Origin of the sequence: Streptomyces sp. NPDC052225 (genome assembly GCF_040679615.1) — a bacterium.
GTDB lineage: Bacteria > Actinomycetota > Actinomycetes > Streptomycetales > Streptomycetaceae > Streptomyces.
Genome location: NZ_JBFAVD010000001.1, coordinates 310,055 through 327,051, shown reverse-complemented (window position 1 = coordinate 327,051; position 16,997 = coordinate 310,055). Strand labels below are relative to the sequence as shown.

Here is a 16,997-nt window from a genome sequence, read left to right as displayed (position 1 = left end):
GGTTCATCTACTGCTGCGGGGTGGGGAGTTGGTCGAGGGCGTCGCCGATGTCGTCGGCGAGCCAGCGCCAGCGCAGCGCCTGCTCGGGCGCGTTCTTCTCGCGGGAGTCGGCCGCGGCTACGAGCGCTTCGACGATCTCGGCGAGGTCGTCCGTGCCGCCGGGGAAGCGGACGAGGGCGGCCATCAGAACGGCGGTTCGTTGCTGCCGGGACCGGTCGACCACTGGTCGTTCTGCGGCGGGCCCTGCCGGTACTGCTGCTGAGGCGGCGAGGCCGGCGGCCGCTGCTGCTGTCCGCTCCCCTGCTGCTGCGCGGCAGCCTTCGTCACCGTGGCGGTGGCGTACGCCAGGCTCGGGCCGATGCTGCGGATGATCAGTGCGGGGCGGCTGTTCTTCTGGCCGTCCTTCTCCCACTGCTCGGTGCGGAGGTCGCCCGTCACGACGACCTCCATCCCCTGGGCGAGGGTCTCGGCGGCGTGTTCGCCGAGCTTCTCCCAGGCGGTGCCGTTGACCCAGAAGGTGTCGCCGTCCTCCCACTGCTGGGTCTGCTGGTTGAGGCGGCGGGAGTTGAAGGCGAGGCGGATGTTCGCGACGGCCTTGCCGTTGGCGGTGAAGCGGAGTTCGGGGTCGGCGACGAGGCGTCCGACGCCCGTCATCGTGGGCAGAGACATTGATCAGTTCTCCTTCGTAGTAGCGGCTGCCGCGATCTCGCGGAGCCGATCGATGAGCTGCGGGATCTGGGCAACCGGAACGCTGGACCCCGGGGAGTCGGTGCGGAAGTACACGCCTGCGCCAACCTCAGGAATCTCGGCGGTCGTGATGAGGAGCCGATCCCCGTCGATGTCCGTGTGGTGGTACCGAGGTGGCTGCGGGTTGTGCACGACGACGACAGTGGTGGGCACAGCGGAGTCGGACATGAGGGGCTCCTGAACGGGGATGCTGATCTGGCCGGGGATCGGGCCGGGCGAGGCTGGGGCGGCGGCCGCGGTGCGCGGAGCACGTGGCGCTGACGGGGCGATGACGCCCGTCGCGCGGCCGCAGACTGGGCCGACACCGAGCGCGATCGACTCGGCGGAGCGGAGCGGCCGGCCGCACACGCGGCACTCGCGGCTCATCCGGTCGCGCCGGTCGAGGAGTAGCCGCGCACGTCCATGTCGATCGGGGTGTACGGGACCCACGGCCAGGAGCCGCGCTCGCCCTGCCGCAGGAACTGCGGGAACGCCCGCTCGTCGCGCAGGCCACGCCACGGCACCAGGCGCCGAGCCCTGTCCTCCTCGGCCGACTTCTCGTCCTCGACGGGGCGGAGTCCGAACCCGAACTCGGGCCACCGCATCCACAGCGACGAGCCGGCCGGGCGGAGCGAGCGCGGCCCGAACCCATTCCCGTGCGGCGCGTGAGCCTCCATGACCATCGCGCAGTTCGCCGTAACCCGGGCCTCGTTCAGCGCGGTCGTCACCCGGCGGGCGTGATCCTCCGACGACGGGTCCCCGGTGTGGAGCTGGTAGATCGGACCGATCACCAGGAGGTCAGGCATCACGGTCTCGACCCGCCGCATCAGCCAGGCCCGGCCCTCGCCGCGCGTGAGGTCGACGCCCTCGGGCCGCACGTCGATGTGCAGCTGCCCCCGCTTCACCGGCTGACGGGCGCGCTCGGCCGCGTTCATCAGGTTCCGATAGTGGCGGCGGCCCTGCGGCGCGGAGTTCTCGCAGTCGAGGACGAGGACACGCTGCGCCCCGTATTCGGACGGCATGATCGTGAACGGGTTCACCCCGGCCGCCACGGCGACGGCGATCTGCCGTAGCAGCACGGACTTGCCCCCGCCCTCGCCCGCCGTGAGGATCAGCCGATCCCCACGCTCCAGCAGGCCCGGCACCACCCAGTCGTACGTGTCGACGACCTGGAGGAAGTCGTGCATGTCCGTGACGGGGGTGTCGTCGGCGGCGCGGCCTGCGTCGCGAACGTCCCGCGTCAGGGCCACGGCCTCCTCGGCGAGGTCGCTTGGCTCACCGCTCGCCGGGTCGTACGCCCGGTCGACGATGCGCTGCCCTGCCTCGATCAGTCCGCGGCGCTGCGTAAGGGAACGCAGCCGCTCGGCGCACCAGTCCGCCGACGAGACCGACGGCATGGTCTGGATCAGATGGTGCAGGTAGGGGGCGCCGCCGACCCGGGCCAGGAGGCCGTCGGCCTGGAGCGCGGCCGCGACGGTGATCGGGTCGATCGGCTCGGCGCGGTCGATGAGCAGCCCGGCAGCGTTGTGGATCGTGGCGTGCGCGGGCTTGTAGAAGTCACCGGGTGCGACGAGCTGGTGCACGCGGCGGGCGTCGCGGCCGGCGAAGAGGAGCGCGCCGAGGTACGCCTGCTCCGCGTCGTGGTCGTTCGGCGGAACCCGAGTGAAGTCGTCGGGGTCGGTCATCAGAAGATGCCCTTCTCGGTTGGATCGGTGTAGCGAGCGCCCGGGATCTGCGGCTGCTGGTGAGCGGGGGTGGGGTCGGTCTCGTCCTCGTAGCGCTCCTGGTTGAGCCAGGTCGCCGGGTGCGGGATGAACCGGACCTCGGTGTGCGCGGCCCGCCACTGGGCGGCGTGCTTGGCGGCGGCCGCCGTGACCGTGGCGGGGTCGGCGCCCCGCTTGACGGCCTTCACGTAGGCGGTGCGCGCGCTGCCCTTCGCGACCTTGCGGGGGTACGCCTGCCAGAAGTCCTCGAACCCGGCGGGCGAGGCCCGCGCGGCGGGACGCTCGCGGCGCGGCTGCGGCGGAGCGGGCTGCGCCGGGGCCTTCCGCTTCGGCGCCTCGGCTGCGGCGGGCGCTGGGGTGTCGAGCGGAAGGACTTCGTACTGCGCGGTGCCGTGACGGTGCCCGGCCGCCGTGCGCTTCAGCACGCCCTTGGCGGCGAGCGTCCGCAGGACGGCGTACATCTGCGGCCGCGACACCCGAGCCCGGCGCAACAGTGCCGGGTCCTCGACGCTCGACCGCGTCGTACGGGACTCGTCGTCGGCGTCCCCCGCCAGCACCGCGAGCACCCATGCCTCGCGGTGCGTGAGCGTCGCCGGGGCCGCGTTCACGACCTCGACGAGCAGGCGGGTTCCCACAGATGACGCCCCTTCAGTGCGATGTGCAGTGGTGCTGTGACCGTGGCCCGGCGGCCGGTCCCATCCGCCGGGCCACGGCGGTCAGGTGTCCCGCTCCTCGTCCTCCGCGACCTCGACGCCGGGAGGGTCGGACCAGATCGCCCAGCACTCGACGAGGTCCTGCGACGGCGGGCCCGGGACGGTCTCCCGGTACGACGCGGCGATCGCGGCGCGCATCCGCTCCAAGCCCTCGCTGTAGTCGGGCTGTGCCCGCTGGAACGGAGTTCGCCGAGCAGGCCGGCGGCGGGTGCCGAGGTAGTACATGAAGACCAGCACCCACACCGTGACGGTGCCGAGGGCGAGGACGACGACGTCCGTCATGACGTGACCGCCTTGACGTCGGCGATCCACGACAGAGCCCGGTCGTCCAGCGCCAGGCGGGCGCGGGTGACCGCGACGTACGCGAGCCGGGCGTCCTCCCGCTGGATCGTCACCAGGCCCGTGGCCGGGTCGGGGGACGGGGCGCGGAAGTCGCTGTGGATCTGGACGCTGTCCCACTCGCGGCCCTTGCTGCGGTGCGCGGTCGAGACGACCAGCTCGGCCTTGTCCTCGGAGACCAAAGCGTCGGCCGACTTGATGACGGCGGCCGTGCCGTACTCGTCGATCAGGTCAACCAGCACGCGGAGGTCGGCGCCGTCTGCCTCCTCGTCGGCGTACTGGCGCACGGCATCCCAGGACGGGAAGCCGACGAGCTCCGGGTGGTCGACGTCGCGGCCCTCCTGGAGAGCCTCGGCGGCCTGGGCCAGGCGCTTCATGTCCGAGCCGCCGCCGACCAGGGCGACCGGCACACCGCGCCCGAGGGCATCGACGACGACCTGCATCGCGCCGCTGTTGGTGCGGCACAGCACGGCGTCCGGGGTGTCGACCGTGCCGACGACCGAGGAGATCGGGTCGAACCCGGTCAGCCGGAGTTCGGTGCCGACGATGTAGAGCCACGCGTTCGCCGAGTCGGCGATGGCCGGACCGAACCGGAACGACTGCGACAGCATCCGTTCCTGCGAGCCCGACGACGCGGCGAACTTGGCGAGCGCGTCGTTCGCGCCGCGCCAGCTGTAGATCTGCTGAGCGGAGTCGCCGACAACGATCCGCTGCGCGTGCTCCTGGCGCTGGATCACGTCCACGACGACGTCGTTCGTGTCCTGCCCCTCATCGAGGAGGACGACGTCCGTGTGCAGCTTCGGGCCGCCGAGCTGCCACATCTTCAGGTAGTGGTCGTGCTGGAACTTCAGGACACCGTCGGTCTTACGGAGGTCTGCCCACGCGGCGCGGGCCACGGGCAGGACGAGCTCGGCGATCTGGTCGATCGTGTCGTACGACTTCAGGCCGGTGCGGCGGGGGATGTGCTGGGTGGTGGGCTCCGGGTCGGCGGAGTAGCACCAGCGGGTCACGGTCTCCTGGGCGTACCGCATGATCTTCTTCGACGGGAACGCGATCTTCTCGCCCGCGTCGTTCAGGACGACCGGGGTGCCGGTCGGGTAGCCGAGGATGTGCGGGACGTTCAGGGCCTGCGCTGCCTGGTGCGCGGTCTGGCGAGGGCCGGACAGGCGGTGTGCGTACTGGCGGCCGATCCCGGCGAAGGCGAGCCCGTGCGCCGTCGAGCATTGCGTCGACATTGGGAAGCTTCGCTTCGCGTCGTCGGCGATGGTCTTGTTGTAGGCGACGTACGTCATGCGGGCGCGCGGGTCCGAGCGGGCGATCAGCTTCAGCGTGCTCGACTTGCCGCACCCGGCGCCGGCCTGGAGGACGAGGTCGGCTCCGTCGCCGTACGCGGCGACGGCCTCGGTCTGTTCTGGGGTGGGGTTCACCACTGGGGTGCACCTCCTCTCTGGGGTGGTGCGGGCCCCGCCCCGAGGGGGGAAGGCAGGGCGGGGCCCGCGGTTCAGTGGTGGATCAGGCGGCCTGCTGCGCGGCCTCGGCGGCGAGGCTGTCGACCAGGGCGACGAGGTCGGCGGGGCCGGTCTCTCCGCGTGCGGCGAGCGCGGTGATCGTGTCGAGCAGCGTCTTCGCCTCGTCCAGGGTCAGGTCGTTCGCCGACGGGATCGAGCGGCCGACGATCAGCGACGTCGCGCGGAGCCGGTCCTCCCGCTCGGACATGCCGAGCTGGTTGAACGTGGCGTGCATGAGCCTCATCTGCGGCGGCGTCGCCCGGCTCGCGTCCTCGGCGGTACCGGCCAGGGTCGCGGCGGCCGCGTCGAGCGCGACGGCTTCCGCCGACGCCTCACCAGGCGGCGGCGTACTGGGCGCTGACGGGGCGTTGACGGGCGTCGGCGCCTGCGGCTTGACCGACTGCCCGTACTCCCGGATCAGCTCCCCGAGGTTCGTCGGCGCCCCCGTCGTCGGGTGCAGCAGACCGGAGTTGAGGATGCCGCGACCCTTCGCCCGAGCATGCAGGGCGAGCGCCTGGTCGTACGTCAGCCCTTCCTTGACGAGCTCGTCGACGATCACCTGGACCGGGTCCACGCCCTGCCCGAGCTGCTCCAGGATCATCTCCGCGACGTCCTCGCCGGGGTGGTGGATGACCTGTCCGTCGAGCGGTGCGTACCGGGTCTTGGTCACGGTGGCTGTGCCCTCGACCATGTCCATCACGACGTCGAGCTCGTACTCAGCGCCCTCGCGCTGCACGGCTCGCACACCGACCTTCGTGACCTTCTTCCCCTCGATCACGTAATCGCCCTTGGTGCGCATGGTGACGACGAGGTGGCCACGGAAGTTCAGCAGCGCGTCGAGCATCTCCTGCTCGATCGGGTTGCCGGTGCGCCAGCCGCCGAAGGTTCCGCCCGCGCCGCGCTGCGACCCGGCCTCCTCGACGATCTCCAGGAGACCGCCCCGGCCGTTCCAGAAGTGCGACCAGGAGTCGACGACGAGCACGGCCAGGTGCTGCTCTTCGGCGGCGCGCACCACCTGGATCAGGTCGCGCGGGTCGTGCCGGTCCATGGGCAGGTGCAGGAACTCGTGCCCGCCGAGCTCCGGCTTCCCGGGAACGGGGGCGTACTTGAGAGCGGAGCCGCGCTCGGTGTCGGCGACGCCGATCTGCCCGCCCTGGGCCAGGCCCTCGGCGAGGCGCAGCGCGGTCTTGGTCTTGCCCGATCCGGCGGGGCCCTGGAGTCCGATGCGGGCGCGGGCCTGCTCGCGGGTGGCGGGCGTGAACGTGAAGGTCGTCATGACGTACTCCGGTCGCGCTGATGGGGCAGTTGGGCCCGCTTGTGGGCGGGGTCGATCAGAGACGCGGCGGTCTGCATGCCGCGGTGACGGCGCCGCTTGCGCCGGTCGATCGCCGGGGTGTCCTTCTCCTGCGGGGCGTTGAGCCGCTTCGCCTCGGTGCGGATCACGTCGGCGAGTTCGCCCGCGTGCTCGTCGAGCACGGCCGCCAGGAGTCGTGTCGCCTCGGCGGGTGTCAGCGCGCGCTTCCCGGTCAAGGCCTGGAAGGCCTGCGTGTACGCGGTCACCAGGCACCCCCGTGGGGCTTCGGGGCGAGCGAGTGGCGGACGCGGCAGGCGTCACACCAGCAGCTCGTCGGGTGGGCGGCGGCCCGGATGCGGCGGAAGCCGGCGAGCACTTCGATCTCGGCGGCGAGACGGACATGGTCCGTCGCGTTCCAGGCCGCGTCGGCGAGGTCCGCCAGGTCGAGGTTGTTCTGGTGGGCGACGGTCGCGTCGACGGCGACGATGGTCTGGAACCGCTCGGGGTTCTCGCTGTTCGCGATGCGGAGGAACGCGACGGCCGTGATGGACGGGACCTTCACGCGGCTTCACCGCCTTCGGTGACGGGCGTTGCCGTCGCCGTGACGGGCGTCAACGGGCCTGCGAACTCAACGATGTTCGTCAGCGAGCAGCGCTCCGGGCGCCCGTCCACCACGAGCAGCGGCACACCCTCCGCCGTCATCTCGCCCTGGAAGAACCAGACCTGGCCGGTGATGTCGCGCTGCGGAAACGCCAGGTCGTGCAGGACTCCGTCGTGCCGGTACGGACGTCGCGCGCTGTTGCCCGTGTCGACGCCGAGCTGCGGCACGTCGTACGCGACGACGGACACAGCGACGCCGTCGCGATGACCGCGCCCGATGAGGGCGTACGGCAGCGGATCGATCCGGTCCTCGGTGATCCCGAAGTAGATGCGGAGCTGGTGCCACTGCTCGACGGTCGAGCACGAGACGCCGACGGTGACGTGGTCGCCCTCGGCTCGGGCCTGCTGGAACCCTGGCATCTGCGTGAACTTCTGGGGGATCCGCTCGGCGAGGGCGACGGCGCGCTGCTTCGCCTCGTCCCACGCGGCGGCCTGCGCTTCCAGCTCTGTGCGCGGCTCGGTCTGCCAGGCTCCGCCCGGCGCCCGGCGGAGCACCGCGCCGAACGACCGCTCGGGGTCGACGAGCAGACGAACGTCGTTGAGGGCGTGGACGACGGCGGCGGCCGGGTCCGAGCCGGACGAGGCGAGCGCCTCGCGCACGACCTTCACGGCGTGCGGGATGTTCTTGTTCATGCCGTGGCCTCCTGCTTTTGCGGTGCAGCCAGTTCGAAGACCACGTAGACGTCGAAGGCGATCCCTTCGACATCACCCGGGAACCCCAGCGACATGCGGCCGTCGGTGCTGTGGGAGCGAATGGCGACCTTGTCGGCGGCGATGTGCAGGGCCTCACGCCAGGACTCCAGGGCCTCGACGTGGTTGAGCTGAACGCCCACACGCAACGGGGTCACGTCGCTCGACACGAGGTATGCGGAGGGGAGCGTCGGGAACTGGACGGCGAGGCGGGCGAGAACCGTGAGCGCAGCCGCCTGATGGGCCAACGTCTGGGCGTCGGTCATGCCGCCACCGCCTGGTCGGTCAGGGCAAGATGCATCGCCTGGACCGCGCGGTACTGGAGCGTCTTTACCGCGCCGGCCTTCCGACCCATCACGGTGGCCGTCTCCTCGACGCTCAGGTCCTCGAAGAACCGCGCCCGGACACAGGACCGCTGACCGTCCGTCAACGCGAGCATCGCGAACGCGATCGTCTCCCGGGCCTCGACGATCTCCAGATGCCGGAGCGCGCCGTCCTCCGCGCTGGGCACGATCTCGTCCTCGTCGGACATCTCGGCGACCGGCACCTCGCTCTGGGTGCGGCGCGCCTTGTAGTGGTCCGTGATGAGGTTCCGCGCGATCGTGTACAGCCACGCGCCGACCTCGCGGCCCTGCCACGTGAACGTCTCGAACCGGCGCAGCGCCCGCACGAAGGTGTCCTGCGTGAGGTCCTCGGCCAGCGCGCGGTCCCTGGTGCGGAGCAGCACGTAGCGGAACACCCGGTCGCGATGATCGTTGTAGAGGGTGGCGAACGCGTCGCGGTCACCGGTACGGGCAGCGGCCACGAGCTCCGGCTCGGGCCCTCCCAGCGGACTGATCTTGCGGCTAGCCTGTGGTTTCACAGCCTGTCCTCTTCTTTGACGTAGGGGTGGAACTGGTTGTGCGGGGTCGTCCGGGTCGCATCCGGGCGGCCCCTTTCGCGTCACGCCGCGCGCTGCCGCTGCATCGCGTCGAGCACGGCAGCCGGGTTGAACCGACGGGACCGGCCGACGTAGATCAGGCCGGGCCAGGTCTCGCCCCGCTCGCTCGCGTCGTGGATCTGCGCATCGATCCAGCTCATGGACTTGCGCAGGAATCCGGCGAGCTCGCGCTGATCCATCAGCCGCTCAGGCAGGACCGACTTCGCCGGTTCAACCGATCTCGGTCTCGATGTAGATGTAGATTCTCGGAGCGTGAAAACGACAGGCTCGAAGAGATCGATGACCTCCTGGTCGAGCGCGTCGGCGATCAGCTCGGCGGCGCGGTCGCTGCACTCTTCGCGGGCGCTCTTGCCGCCGCCCACGATGAAGCCGACGAGGGCCTTTGACAGGCCCTCGCCTGCCGAGTCGACTTCCTTCGTTCTGGCGGCGAGGCGCGGGATGTCCAGCCCGGCCGCCTTCATGGCGGCCCGCAGCGGGGCACCTTGCTCACGTCGTCGCATGGGGAACCTCCGGCACATGGCCGTATAGGGGTCTCGCCGGTCGGGGTGACCAGCGATATCTACAGTCTGCATGTAGATGCATATCGAGTCAAGCGTGTCGCGTAGGGGCGCAGATGTGGTGAATAGGGGCGCACGAGGGTTATGTAGAACCGCCGGGGCACAGTCAACAACCGGTCACGGCGGCGCGATCTACTTGCGCATGTAGATGCAGATGCCCGATCCTCGATCTCGTGACTAGCCACCCGCACGACCCCGGCGAGCCCCACCCCGCCGAGGGCCACGCCGCCAACGGCGAGGACCTGGCGGCACTGCTCGCGCGCCTCCTCGAGGAGACCGGCAAGACCCAGAAGGACCTCGCCGAAGCGAGTGGCGTGAAGTACCCGACGCTGAACGCGTGGATCACGCGGACCCGCGGTACTTCACGCGTGGATCCCGAGCAGCTGCGCGCCCTCGCCGACTCCCTCCGGGGATGGGGTGGCAGCGTCACGCCGAAGCAGATCTTCGAGTCGGCCGGCCGACCCGTGCCCGGCCCCAGTGACGCCGAGCGTGAGGCGCGGCTGCTGAAGATCTATCGCGGCCTGTCTGCTCGGCAGCAGCGCTCCCTTCTCGGCATCGCTGAAGAGATGGCTTCGTCTAGCCGCGCCTAGCAACTCCCGCTAAGGGTTGCCTAATTGAGGGGAGGTTCTGTGCTCACACTGACTTCACACGGGGTGTGAGAAAAGTGCTCCCCGTGCATATGCCAGATCACCTCCACAACATCAGCAAGCACAGGTAACGTCAGTCCCCCGCTGTCCTCCCGGAGCGGATCACTCCGCGCTGTCGTGCATCCCTGGGGGGATACCTGTGTGCATCCGTATCGCCGTGGCCGACGATCTGCCAGAGATCGCCATCTGGGACCCGGACGAGATCACCCTCTTCGTCCTACGGGGCACCCACCCACACGACCTGATCAGAGAACTGCATGCGCTCCTGACAGTCGACCTCGGCGCACCGAACATCCCCGGCGCCGGCCTCCTCTGCTTTTGCGGTACGCGCGTAGAGCTCCCTGAGCTCCCGCTCCCGCAGACGGCTGACGCTTCGACTCTCTGATCAGGAGCACTCCCACATGGTGCGCAAGCAGTCCCTGAAACAGGCGACCGAGACCAGCAACCCCCGCCCGAACCCGTCCATGCGCTGCGGCTGCCCGACCTGCCTGAAGCGGTACCCCGGCGATCGCACTCCGACCGACGAGCACACCGGCTCCTGGGAAGCCCGCTACACCGACCCATCCGGCAAGGGCCGCAGCAAGACCAAGCCCACGTTCGACGAGGCGATCGCGTTCCTGGAGCAGACCCGCACCGAAATGCGGCAACGCGTGTGGGTGGACCCGGCCCGCGGCGAGATCACCCTGTGCGCCTGGCACCGACTGTGGTGGCCCACCCAGACGAAGAACGAGATGCGGATCGAGCACTGGACACAGCCGCAGCTCCGCGACGAGGGGATGTGGCGCAACCACATCGAGCCGACGTTCGGCAGCTACCGGCTCTTCGAGCTGACGTGGCTGGAGATCCAGACCTGGGTCAACTCCCTGCACGACGAGAACGGCGGCCCGCTCGCCGCGGCCTCGGTCACGAAGTGCTTCCAGGTCCTGGACCGGATGCTCACCGCGGCCAAGCTCGACCGGCGCCTCCCCTTCAACCCGGCCGACGGCGTGAAGCTGCCGGCCATCAAGAAGAAGCACCCCGAGGACCGGCGGCCGCCGTCGTACGCCCAGCTCTGGCTCATCCGCCAGAAGCTGCCCGCGTACTTCCACGCCCTGCTGATCGTCGCCCAGGAGACGGGCTTGCGGTTCCAGGAGTTGGCCGGGCTGCGCTGGTGCCGCGTCGACCTGGAAGGCCGGCGCCTCCATGTGCGCGAGGTCCTGGTCGAGCCGCGCGGCAAGATCAAGCGGAAGTCCTACCCGAAGTCGGACGCCGGTCTGCGTACCGTGCCGCTGACGGGTCTCGCCGTCCGGGTGCTGCGCGAGCTGTGGGCAGAGGAGTGCGAAGAGGGCACCCCGAGCCGTGCCGTGTCGGAGCCAGCTGACGGGCTGTGCGAGAACGAGCTGGTGTTCCACGGCAGGAACAAGGTCCGCCGCGGGACTAAGAGGAACGGCAGCGCGGGCGAGCCGTACCGCGCGCCGCTGCGCCGGAGCGCGTTCCGTCGCCTCTGGGTCGACGCGATCAAGGCGGCCGGGGTCGCGCGCAAGGTCGTGCGCAAGGTGAAGACGTTCGTGACCGACAAAGCGACGGGGCGCCGCCGCCAGGAACTCGTCGAGCGCATCGACTGGTGGCCGGTCTTCTCGGACACCCGGGACGCGTACGCTTCACGGCTGCACGCGATCGGTGTGCCGGAGGTCATCGCTCAGGAGATTCTCGGGCACGAGCGCGGGGGCAAGGTCACGTGGATCTATACGCACGCGGCTGCGGACTACGCGGGCCAGGTCCTCGCGGCGCTGGAGGACGGGAAGCCGGGCAAGCCGAGCAGGGGTGACCGGCGTCGGCTCCAGGTGGTGACGGCTGCGTGAGCTACCCCGCTGCTACCCCGGGATTACCCCAGGGGACTGATGAGGGGGACAGGGGTGGGTCGGATACGGGCAGGGGCGAGGACTGTAGATCGGGGATGAAACCGCAGGTCAGGTGACCTGCGAAGATCGAACCTCTTGAGCTCCACCCTGATAAGGATGAGGCCACAGGTTCAAATCCTGTTAGCCCCACAAGTACGAAGACCTCTCACCGATCGCGGTGGGGGGTTTTCGGCATTTGTGGCGGACCCAGTGGTGGCCACGGAGCCAGACCTCGCGGTCCCGCGTGGAGCTTGATGCGCGCGCTTCGCGGGGGCTCATTGCCGTGATCCTGGGGGTGGGTCGGGGCCGTAAGCATCTGCGTCGCCGGCGCGCCCTGAAGAAGATCCATCTCCGGCTGAAGCGAACGGGCGGCTGAGATCGACTTCCGCGAGGTGTGCGGATGCTCGTCCAGGTCTCCGGTTCGCCGGGTACCTCGTGGCCGCGGTGGATGACGGCGAGGCGTCGTGAATCTCTGCGGCAGGACATGCCGAAAGGGCCCGCTCAGCCGGAAGGGATGGCTGGGGCCTCGTATCGGCGGGCTTCATGGGCGGCGTGGTCGTGCTGCCGCCGTCTGCCGTGCTGCGTCGCTTCTATGTCTCGTGAGTTGGCGTGCTGTGCCGTACTGCGGTGTGCTCTGTGCTGCGAAGGGGCTGCCCGTCGTAAGGAGACTGACGGGGTTTCGTCCGGTGGAGCTTCCGGAGGGGGCTACGGGTGCGGCTGTGCCGCGAGGGCTTCGGTGGCCAGGCTCGTGTCGCTGTCGTCCGTCTGCTCGGTGTCGGCCGGCGGACGGTGGCGGCAGCTGGGGGAGGAACCGTGGGCCTCGGCGCGGATGCGCTGCTTCATCGTCGGCGGCAGGGACCTCTTGAAGGTCCAGTAGGGAAGGGCCGTCGTGGCGGCGGGGGCCGCGCTCACCGTGGCGTTGCGGGCCTCCTCCGTCTGCTGTACGGGAGTGGCCGCGGCGGCCGGGGAGACGAGGCCGAGCGCGGAGAAGAGCGCGATGAAGGCAGAGATGACGACGGTCCACAGCGTCATGACCCGGTTCTTGGTCATGGTCCCTCACTTTCGGGTTGGGCGATTTGCGTACTTTCCTCATGATGTGTACGCAGCGCCGAGAGTGAAGGACCGACGCCCATGGCGCGTCGATCTTCAGATGAACACCACTCGGATGGGCGCACGGGCCCTTCTGGCCGGGGCGGCGGGAGAAGGAGGCGACGCGTCCGTTTCGACTGCGGCGTGCCGTGCGGGAGTTGGGGTAGATCCAGGTCACCGATCGGTATCGGTCGGTGTGTATAGTCGGGCGCCAGAGGTCCCCTACGTCAAGGAAAGACGAGGTCGCGCGGTGAAGAAGCTTCTCCTGGTCGCACTGGCCGCCATCGGCGGGCTCCTCGTGTACCGCCAGATCCAGGCGGATCGCGCCGAGCAGGATCTGTGGACGGAGGCGACTGACTCCGTGCCCACGGGTTCGTGAGTATCGACAACAGTCTCTTCGCAGGCCCCGGTCGCATCAGCGGCCGGGGCTTTGTGCTGTCCGGATGCCATCGGCCTTGCGTGAGCAAATGAATGGCGGGATTCCGGCGCCCGGCGGACAGCACGCGCGGCGGAACGGCAGGATGACGGTCCATGGGGAGACTCCGGGGACTGGTGGTGGCAGCTGTCGGGGCGGGGCTGTGCGCCGCGCTCATCACGCCGGGAGCGGCGGTCGCGGCCGGGAACGGTGATCCGTACGTCTATGCCGACAGTGCCCGCACCGTGAAGCCGGTGCACGACAGCTCCGAGGCGGTGGAGCTGAAGGCCGGCCGGACGTACCGCAGTTCGATCGGTACGGGGACGAACGGCGTCGCGTACTACCGCGTCGAGCTGGACGGCGCCGCCAGCGCGTACGCCTCCGTCGTCGCCGTGCCCCCGCTCGGCTCCGGGGTGAAGGTGTCGTACGCGGACGGGATCGCCGTGTCCCTTCGCGACAGTGGCGGCAACAGCTGCGACACCGCGCGCGCGACGTTCCGTTCGGGGGCGTACCCGCGGCCGATCGCGGCCGCCGCGGAACGGCTCGTACGGCCCGGCAGGCTGCACTGCCAGACGGCGGGGACGTACTACGTGGTCGTGGAGCGGAAGGCGGACGCCGGGTCGACGCGGCAGGCGTGGGGGCTCGAACTGCGGGTGGCCACCGAGTCGGGCCTCGTGACCGCCGCGCCCACCCGGGGCCCTGAGGCCTGGCCATCGGTATCCGTGCCGCCGCCGTCCGGCACCGGCAGGCCGCGCAGCGGAGGCACCGGCTTCAACGACGCGGAGGCCCTGCCCGCCGGTGTCTGGCAGGACCGGATCCGGCCGGGGCAGAGCCACTTCTACCGCGTGCCCGTGGACTGGGGACAGCAGCTCCGCCTCGGCGCCGATCTCGGCAGTACGGCAGTCGACGCGTCCCGCAGCGGGTTCGTCGCGGGGGCGCTCGACGTGGAGCTGTACAACCCGGCCCGGGCGTCGGTCGTCGCGAAGGAGGCGTCGTACGCGGGCGAGCCCACGGCCGTGACGCTCGATCCGCTGCCGCCGGTGGCGTACGAGAACCGCTTTCTCCAGCGGGACGACGAGTCGGCGATGCGGCTGGCCGGCTGGTACTACGTCAAGGTCACCCTCAACCCGGCGATGGCGCAGAAGTACGGGGACAAGGCGTCCGCGGTGACGCTGCGGGTGGGTGTGGAGGGGGAAGCCGGGAAGGCGCCCGACTATGTGCGCGGTCCGGGGGAGTTCCAGGTGACGGCTGAGGACCGGGAGGCCGCGGAGGAGGGTGAGGGGGGTGCGGTCTGGAGTGACGAGCCCGGTTCTGATCCTGGTTCCGGTCCCGGTTCTGGTGCCGGCTCCGGTGCTGATGCGGGCCCCGGATCGTCCGCTGCGCCTTCCTCTTCTTCCTCCTCTGCTGCCTCCGGTTCCGGCTCCTCGGCTTCCGCCGGAGGCGCTTCCGCGTCGTCGGGGAGCGGGGCGATGACGCTGCTGGGCGTGGCCGGGATCGGGACGGGGACGGCCTTGCTGCTGTGGCTCGGGGCGTGGCGCGTCGTCGCGGTGCGGCGACTGCGGGGGTGACGGCCGGGCGCCCTCAGGCCTGGGTGAGCGCCCAGATCCCGACGGCGAAGCACAGCAGCGCGAGGAGCAGGACCGGGATCGTCACCCGTGGGGGTGGTCCCGGCGATTTCGGGCGCGGGGCGGGAACCTCTGCGCGGCGCGATGCGTACAGAGAGTGACGGAACGACTCGGGTTCGTGGGGGACCACCGTGGTCACCGCGTGGGCGGCGGGGGCCGCTGGAGCCACAGGGACCGCGGGGACCGCGTGCGGGGGAAGCGTCGCCGGCATCGGCGGCACGGGGGGAGGCAGAGGTGGGGGAGTCGCGAGGCGGATGTCGGGGGCCGGTGCGGGCGGCGGGAGATGGAAGCTGCCCGTCTCGGACATCGCGGGCTGGGGAGTGGGCTCCGGGGCCGGTGTCTGTTCGACGGCCGGTGCCGGTGCCGGGGCCGGTGCCGATACCGGTGCCGGTTGAGGGGCGGGCTCGGGTACGGGCTTCGGGGCGGTCGGAGCGGATGCCGGGGACGGGCCGGTGTGCGGGGGACGGGCCCTGCGGCCACGGGTCGCCGGGCCGTTCGGGCCGAACCCCGGTGGCAGCGGGCCCAGTTGGTCGAAGACCTCGATCAGCTCGTCGTCGGGGCCCGGCTCCGGCAGCAGCTCGGCGGCCGCCAGGAGGGCCTTGCGGGCGCCCGTCGCCGTACGGAAGCGCGCCTCGGGATCGGGTTGCAGCAGGCCGGCGAGGACGCCCCAGAGAGGACCCGGGACGCCGTGCGGGGCACTGGGCGTGCCGTGGTCGGCGAAGTGTTCGATCAGCGACTTGGCGTCCGGCTTGGCGCCTTCGAGGAGGTACAGAGCGACGAGGCCCGCGGCGAAGAGGTCCGCGGGAAAGTCCGGCTCGGCGCCCATCGCCTGCTCCGGCGCGAAGTAACCGGGCGTCCCCACCACGTAGTTGGTCTCCGTGAGACGTGGCTCGCCCTTGCGCATCGCGATGCCGAAGTCGGAGACCCGCAGATGCGGCAGCCGCGTACCGGTGGCTTCCAGAAGGATGTTCGCGGGCTTGATGTCACGGTGCACCACGCCTTCGGCGTGCACCGCGGTGAGACCGGAGAGGAGCTGGTCGAGCAGGACACAGACGAACTGCGGTGGCAGCGGCCCGTAGTCGCCGATCAGATGCGCCAGCGAGCCGCCCGCGACCAGGTCCATGGTGAACAGGACCTTGTCGTCGTCCGCGGCCCAGCTCGCCGGGGCGAGGACGTGCGGGTGGTCGATGCGCAGGGCCTGCTCCCGCACGAAGCGGAGCAGCGTGTGCGCGTCGCTCTGCTGGAGCACCTTGGCCGCGACATAGCGGCGGCGCCGGTGGTCCCAGGCGCGCCACACCGCGCCCACTCCCCCGCGACCGATCGGGTCGGCCAGTTCGTACCGGCCGGCGAAGACCTCACCCATGGTGGTGCGTCGCTCCCCTCCCGGGCCCGCGATGCCAAGGCCCCTATGGACGTCGCCCGAGGTCACCCGCTCTGGGGGCACCGCCGCTCGTGGACGGCGGCGGTGCCCCCAGAGCGGCGGTCAGCTCTGGTGCGCCTGGTAGTGGGCGACCGCGTCGGACGTGCGCCCGGCGCCGTACACCCGGAGGAACTCTGCCAGCTCCGGGTGCGACGGGGCGAGGGAGTCCGCGGCCTCGATGATGTCGCCCGCCGCCGCGACGGAGCGCAGCAGCGACTGGATCTCACGCACCACGCGCTTGACCGTGGGAGCGCCCGAACTCGTCGACGTCTGGCCGGTGTTGGTGAGCACGGAACCGCCCTGCGACTTCTTGATCTCGTCCATGCGCTCGGTGGCCTCGGCCGCGCTGACGCTGCCGTCGGCGACCTGCCCCGCCAGGTCCTGCAACAGCTGCACGCGCTGCACCACCGCGGGGTTGCCGATCTTGGCGCGCTGACCGCTCATCAGCTGGGACAGCATGGGCGCGGACAGGCCGAGCACACCCGCCAGGCGGGCCTGGTTGAGGCCGAGGTCCTCGATCAGCCGACGGAAGAGCGCCCCCAGCGGCTCCCCGTACCAGTTCCGCTGGAGCTCCCGTGCTCTTGCGGTCGCTTCCTGCTGTGCGGCGTCCATTGCGTCTCCCCATCGCTTCCCCAAGTACGGTGCCTTCGCTGCCGCGAAGCACCGTGGGGCATCTTACGGAGAGTGGTCGCCCGCCGGGACCCCCAATCCTTTTGCAGGATCGGGGGGATGACCCGGTACTCTGGTGTGCGGTGCTCACCCGGAGTGTG

At 70.6% G+C, this 16,997-nt stretch carries 21 protein-coding genes and 1 pseudogene; 4 read left to right on the top strand and 18 right to left on the bottom strand.

The window, feature by feature from the left end; translation table 11 throughout:
- Nucleotides 1-7 precede the first annotated feature (7 nt).
- The 15 genes and pseudogenes from AB0L37_RS01585 to AB0L37_RS01515 form a co-directional block, all read right to left on the bottom strand.
- Nucleotides 8-184, bottom strand: coding sequence for a hypothetical protein (locus AB0L37_RS01585; protein WP_365498354.1), 177 nt, complete (start codon nucleotides 182-184; stop codon nucleotides 8-10).
- A complete protein-coding gene (gene ssb / locus AB0L37_RS01580; RefSeq protein ID WP_365498351.1) occupies nucleotides 184-669 on the bottom strand; it encodes a single-stranded DNA-binding protein in 486 nt (161 codons plus the stop codon). The genes AB0L37_RS01585 and ssb overlap by 1 nt, the downstream gene beginning before the upstream one ends.
- 3 nt (nucleotides 670-672) lie before the next feature.
- Nucleotides 673-915: a hypothetical protein gene (locus AB0L37_RS01575; protein WP_365499205.1), complete on the bottom strand. Its 243-nt coding sequence runs from the start codon at nucleotides 913-915 to the stop codon at nucleotides 673-675.
- Nucleotides 916-1,068: 153 nt separating this feature from the next.
- Nucleotides 1,069-1,113, bottom strand: a pseudogene (locus tag AB0L37_RS01570) (hypothetical protein); the annotation flags it as partial.
- The gene (locus AB0L37_RS01565; protein WP_365498348.1) at nucleotides 1,110-2,411 is read right to left on the bottom strand and encodes an AAA family ATPase; all 1,302 of its coding nucleotides are present in this window, start codon (nucleotides 2,409-2,411) and stop codon (nucleotides 1,110-1,112) included. The gene AB0L37_RS01565 and the pseudogene AB0L37_RS01570, both read right to left, overlap by 4 nt.
- Complete coding sequence (locus AB0L37_RS01560; protein ID WP_365498345.1) at nucleotides 2,411-3,085, bottom strand: hypothetical protein; 675 nt, start codon at nucleotides 3,083-3,085, stop codon at nucleotides 2,411-2,413. The genes AB0L37_RS01565 and AB0L37_RS01560 overlap by 1 nt, the downstream gene beginning before the upstream one ends.
- Before the next feature lie 81 nt (nucleotides 3,086-3,166).
- Nucleotides 3,167-3,445 (bottom strand): hypothetical protein, encoded by a 279-nt coding sequence (locus tag AB0L37_RS01555; protein ID WP_365498342.1) that lies wholly within the window; start codon nucleotides 3,443-3,445, stop codon nucleotides 3,167-3,169.
- Nucleotides 3,442-4,929 (bottom strand): UvrD-helicase domain-containing protein, encoded by a 1,488-nt coding sequence (locus AB0L37_RS01550; protein ID WP_365498339.1) that lies wholly within the window; start codon nucleotides 4,927-4,929, stop codon nucleotides 3,442-3,444. Before AB0L37_RS01550 ends, AB0L37_RS01555 begins: the two co-directional genes overlap by 4 nt.
- Before the next feature lie 85 nt (nucleotides 4,930-5,014).
- On the bottom strand, nucleotides 5,015-6,286 hold the full coding sequence (locus AB0L37_RS01545) for an AAA family ATPase (protein WP_365498337.1): 1,272 nt from the start codon (nucleotides 6,284-6,286) through the stop codon (nucleotides 5,015-5,017).
- A complete protein-coding gene (locus tag AB0L37_RS01540; RefSeq protein WP_365498334.1) occupies nucleotides 6,283-6,570 on the bottom strand; it encodes a hypothetical protein in 288 nt (95 codons plus the stop codon). Before AB0L37_RS01540 ends, AB0L37_RS01545 begins: the two co-directional genes overlap by 4 nt.
- Nucleotides 6,567-6,866 carry a hypothetical protein gene (locus AB0L37_RS01535; protein ID WP_365498331.1) on the bottom strand — a complete coding sequence of 100 codons (300 nt, stop codon included), beginning with the start codon at nucleotides 6,864-6,866 and terminating at the stop codon, nucleotides 6,567-6,569. The genes AB0L37_RS01540 and AB0L37_RS01535 overlap by 4 nt, the downstream gene beginning before the upstream one ends.
- Nucleotides 6,863-7,597 (bottom strand): BN159_2729 family protein, encoded by a 735-nt coding sequence (locus AB0L37_RS01530; RefSeq protein ID WP_365498328.1) that lies wholly within the window; start codon nucleotides 7,595-7,597, stop codon nucleotides 6,863-6,865. Before AB0L37_RS01530 ends, AB0L37_RS01535 begins: the two co-directional genes overlap by 4 nt.
- Nucleotides 7,594-7,920, bottom strand: a complete 327-nt coding sequence (locus tag AB0L37_RS01525) for a hypothetical protein (RefSeq protein WP_365498325.1) — start codon at nucleotides 7,918-7,920, stop codon at nucleotides 7,594-7,596. The genes AB0L37_RS01530 and AB0L37_RS01525 overlap by 4 nt, the downstream gene beginning before the upstream one ends.
- Nucleotides 7,917-8,516 (bottom strand): sigma-70 family RNA polymerase sigma factor, encoded by a 600-nt coding sequence (locus tag AB0L37_RS01520; RefSeq protein ID WP_365498322.1) that lies wholly within the window; start codon nucleotides 8,514-8,516, stop codon nucleotides 7,917-7,919. Before AB0L37_RS01520 ends, AB0L37_RS01525 begins: the two co-directional genes overlap by 4 nt.
- Nucleotides 8,517-8,596: 80 nt before the next feature.
- The gene (locus tag AB0L37_RS01515; RefSeq protein ID WP_365498320.1) at nucleotides 8,597-9,094 is read right to left on the bottom strand and encodes a hypothetical protein; all 498 of its coding nucleotides are present in this window, start codon (nucleotides 9,092-9,094) and stop codon (nucleotides 8,597-8,599) included.
- A 230-nt stretch (nucleotides 9,095-9,324) separates the two neighbouring features.
- Between AB0L37_RS01515 and AB0L37_RS01510 the strand changes: the two genes are divergently transcribed.
- Together AB0L37_RS01510 and AB0L37_RS01505 are read left to right on the top strand one after the other, a co-directional pair.
- Nucleotides 9,325-9,741, top strand: a complete 417-nt coding sequence (locus tag AB0L37_RS01510; RefSeq protein WP_365498317.1) for a helix-turn-helix transcriptional regulator — start codon at nucleotides 9,325-9,327, stop codon at nucleotides 9,739-9,741.
- A 458-nt stretch (nucleotides 9,742-10,199) separates the two neighbouring features.
- On the top strand, nucleotides 10,200-11,639 hold the full coding sequence (locus tag AB0L37_RS01505) for a tyrosine-type recombinase/integrase (protein ID WP_365498314.1): 1,440 nt from the start codon (nucleotides 10,200-10,202) through the stop codon (nucleotides 11,637-11,639).
- 744 nt (nucleotides 11,640-12,383) lie between these two features.
- Here AB0L37_RS01505 and AB0L37_RS01500 read toward each other — a convergent pair.
- On the bottom strand, nucleotides 12,384-12,728 hold the full coding sequence (locus tag AB0L37_RS01500) for a DUF6344 domain-containing protein (protein WP_365498311.1): 345 nt from the start codon (nucleotides 12,726-12,728) through the stop codon (nucleotides 12,384-12,386).
- A 289-nt stretch (nucleotides 12,729-13,017) separates the two neighbouring features.
- Between AB0L37_RS01500 and AB0L37_RS01495 the strand changes: the two genes are divergently transcribed.
- On the top strand, nucleotides 13,018-13,146 hold the full coding sequence (locus AB0L37_RS01495; RefSeq protein ID WP_003999697.1) for a DLW-39 family protein: 129 nt from the start codon (nucleotides 13,018-13,020) through the stop codon (nucleotides 13,144-13,146).
- Nucleotides 13,147-13,322: 176 nt separating this feature from the next.
- Nucleotides 13,323-14,750 (top strand): hypothetical protein, encoded by a 1,428-nt coding sequence (locus tag AB0L37_RS01490; RefSeq protein WP_365498308.1) that lies wholly within the window; start codon nucleotides 13,323-13,325, stop codon nucleotides 14,748-14,750.
- A gap of 13 nt (nucleotides 14,751-14,763) precedes the next feature.
- On the opposite strand, the gene AB0L37_RS01485 is transcribed toward AB0L37_RS01490, so the two are convergent.
- Entirely contained in the window at nucleotides 14,764-16,170 is a 1,407-nt protein-coding gene (locus AB0L37_RS01485; RefSeq protein WP_365498305.1) for a protein kinase, read from the bottom strand.
- A 120-nt stretch (nucleotides 16,171-16,290) separates the two neighbouring features.
- Nucleotides 16,291-16,839, bottom strand: a complete 549-nt coding sequence (locus AB0L37_RS01480) for a DNA-binding protein (RefSeq protein WP_365498302.1) — start codon at nucleotides 16,837-16,839, stop codon at nucleotides 16,291-16,293.
- Between the last annotated feature and the right edge of the window lie 158 nt (nucleotides 16,840-16,997).

What these genes read in the sequence shown, in the direction of transcription:
- AB0L37_RS01585 (WP_365498354.1), bottom strand. Translation starts at nt 184, where the DNA reads ATGGCCGCCCTCGTCCGCTTCCCCGGCGGCACGGACGACCTCGCCGAG.
- AB0L37_RS01505 (WP_365498314.1), top strand. Translation starts at nt 10,200, where the DNA reads ATGGTGCGCAAGCAGTCCCTGAAACAGGCGACCGAGACCAGCAACCCC.
- AB0L37_RS01565 (WP_365498348.1), bottom strand. Translation starts at nt 2,411, where the DNA reads ATGACCGACCCCGACGACTTCACTCGGGTTCCGCCGAACGACCACGAC.
- AB0L37_RS01515 (WP_365498320.1), bottom strand. Translation starts at nt 9,094, where the DNA reads ATGCGACGACGTGAGCAAGGTGCCCCGCTGCGGGCCGCCATGAAGGCG.
- AB0L37_RS01575 (WP_365499205.1), bottom strand. Translation starts at nt 915, where the DNA reads ATGTCCGACTCCGCTGTGCCCACCACTGTCGTCGTCGTGCACAACCCG.
- AB0L37_RS01485 (WP_365498305.1), bottom strand. Translation starts at nt 16,170, where the DNA reads ATGGGTGAGGTCTTCGCCGGCCGGTACGAACTGGCCGACCCGATCGGT.
- AB0L37_RS01555 (WP_365498342.1), bottom strand. Translation starts at nt 3,445, where the DNA reads ATGACGGACGTCGTCGTCCTCGCCCTCGGCACCGTCACGGTGTGGGTG.
- AB0L37_RS01545 (WP_365498337.1), bottom strand. Translation starts at nt 6,286, where the DNA reads ATGACGACCTTCACGTTCACGCCCGCCACCCGCGAGCAGGCCCGCGCC.
- AB0L37_RS01480 (WP_365498302.1), bottom strand. Translation starts at nt 16,839, where the DNA reads ATGGACGCCGCACAGCAGGAAGCGACCGCAAGAGCACGGGAGCTCCAG.
- AB0L37_RS01525 (WP_365498325.1), bottom strand. Translation starts at nt 7,920, where the DNA reads ATGACCGACGCCCAGACGTTGGCCCATCAGGCGGCTGCGCTCACGGTT.
- AB0L37_RS01500 (WP_365498311.1), bottom strand. Translation starts at nt 12,728, where the DNA reads ATGACCAAGAACCGGGTCATGACGCTGTGGACCGTCGTCATCTCTGCC.
- AB0L37_RS01530 (WP_365498328.1), bottom strand. Translation starts at nt 7,597, where the DNA reads ATGAACAAGAACATCCCGCACGCCGTGAAGGTCGTGCGCGAGGCGCTC.
- ssb (WP_365498351.1), bottom strand. Translation starts at nt 669, where the DNA reads ATGTCTCTGCCCACGATGACGGGCGTCGGACGCCTCGTCGCCGACCCC.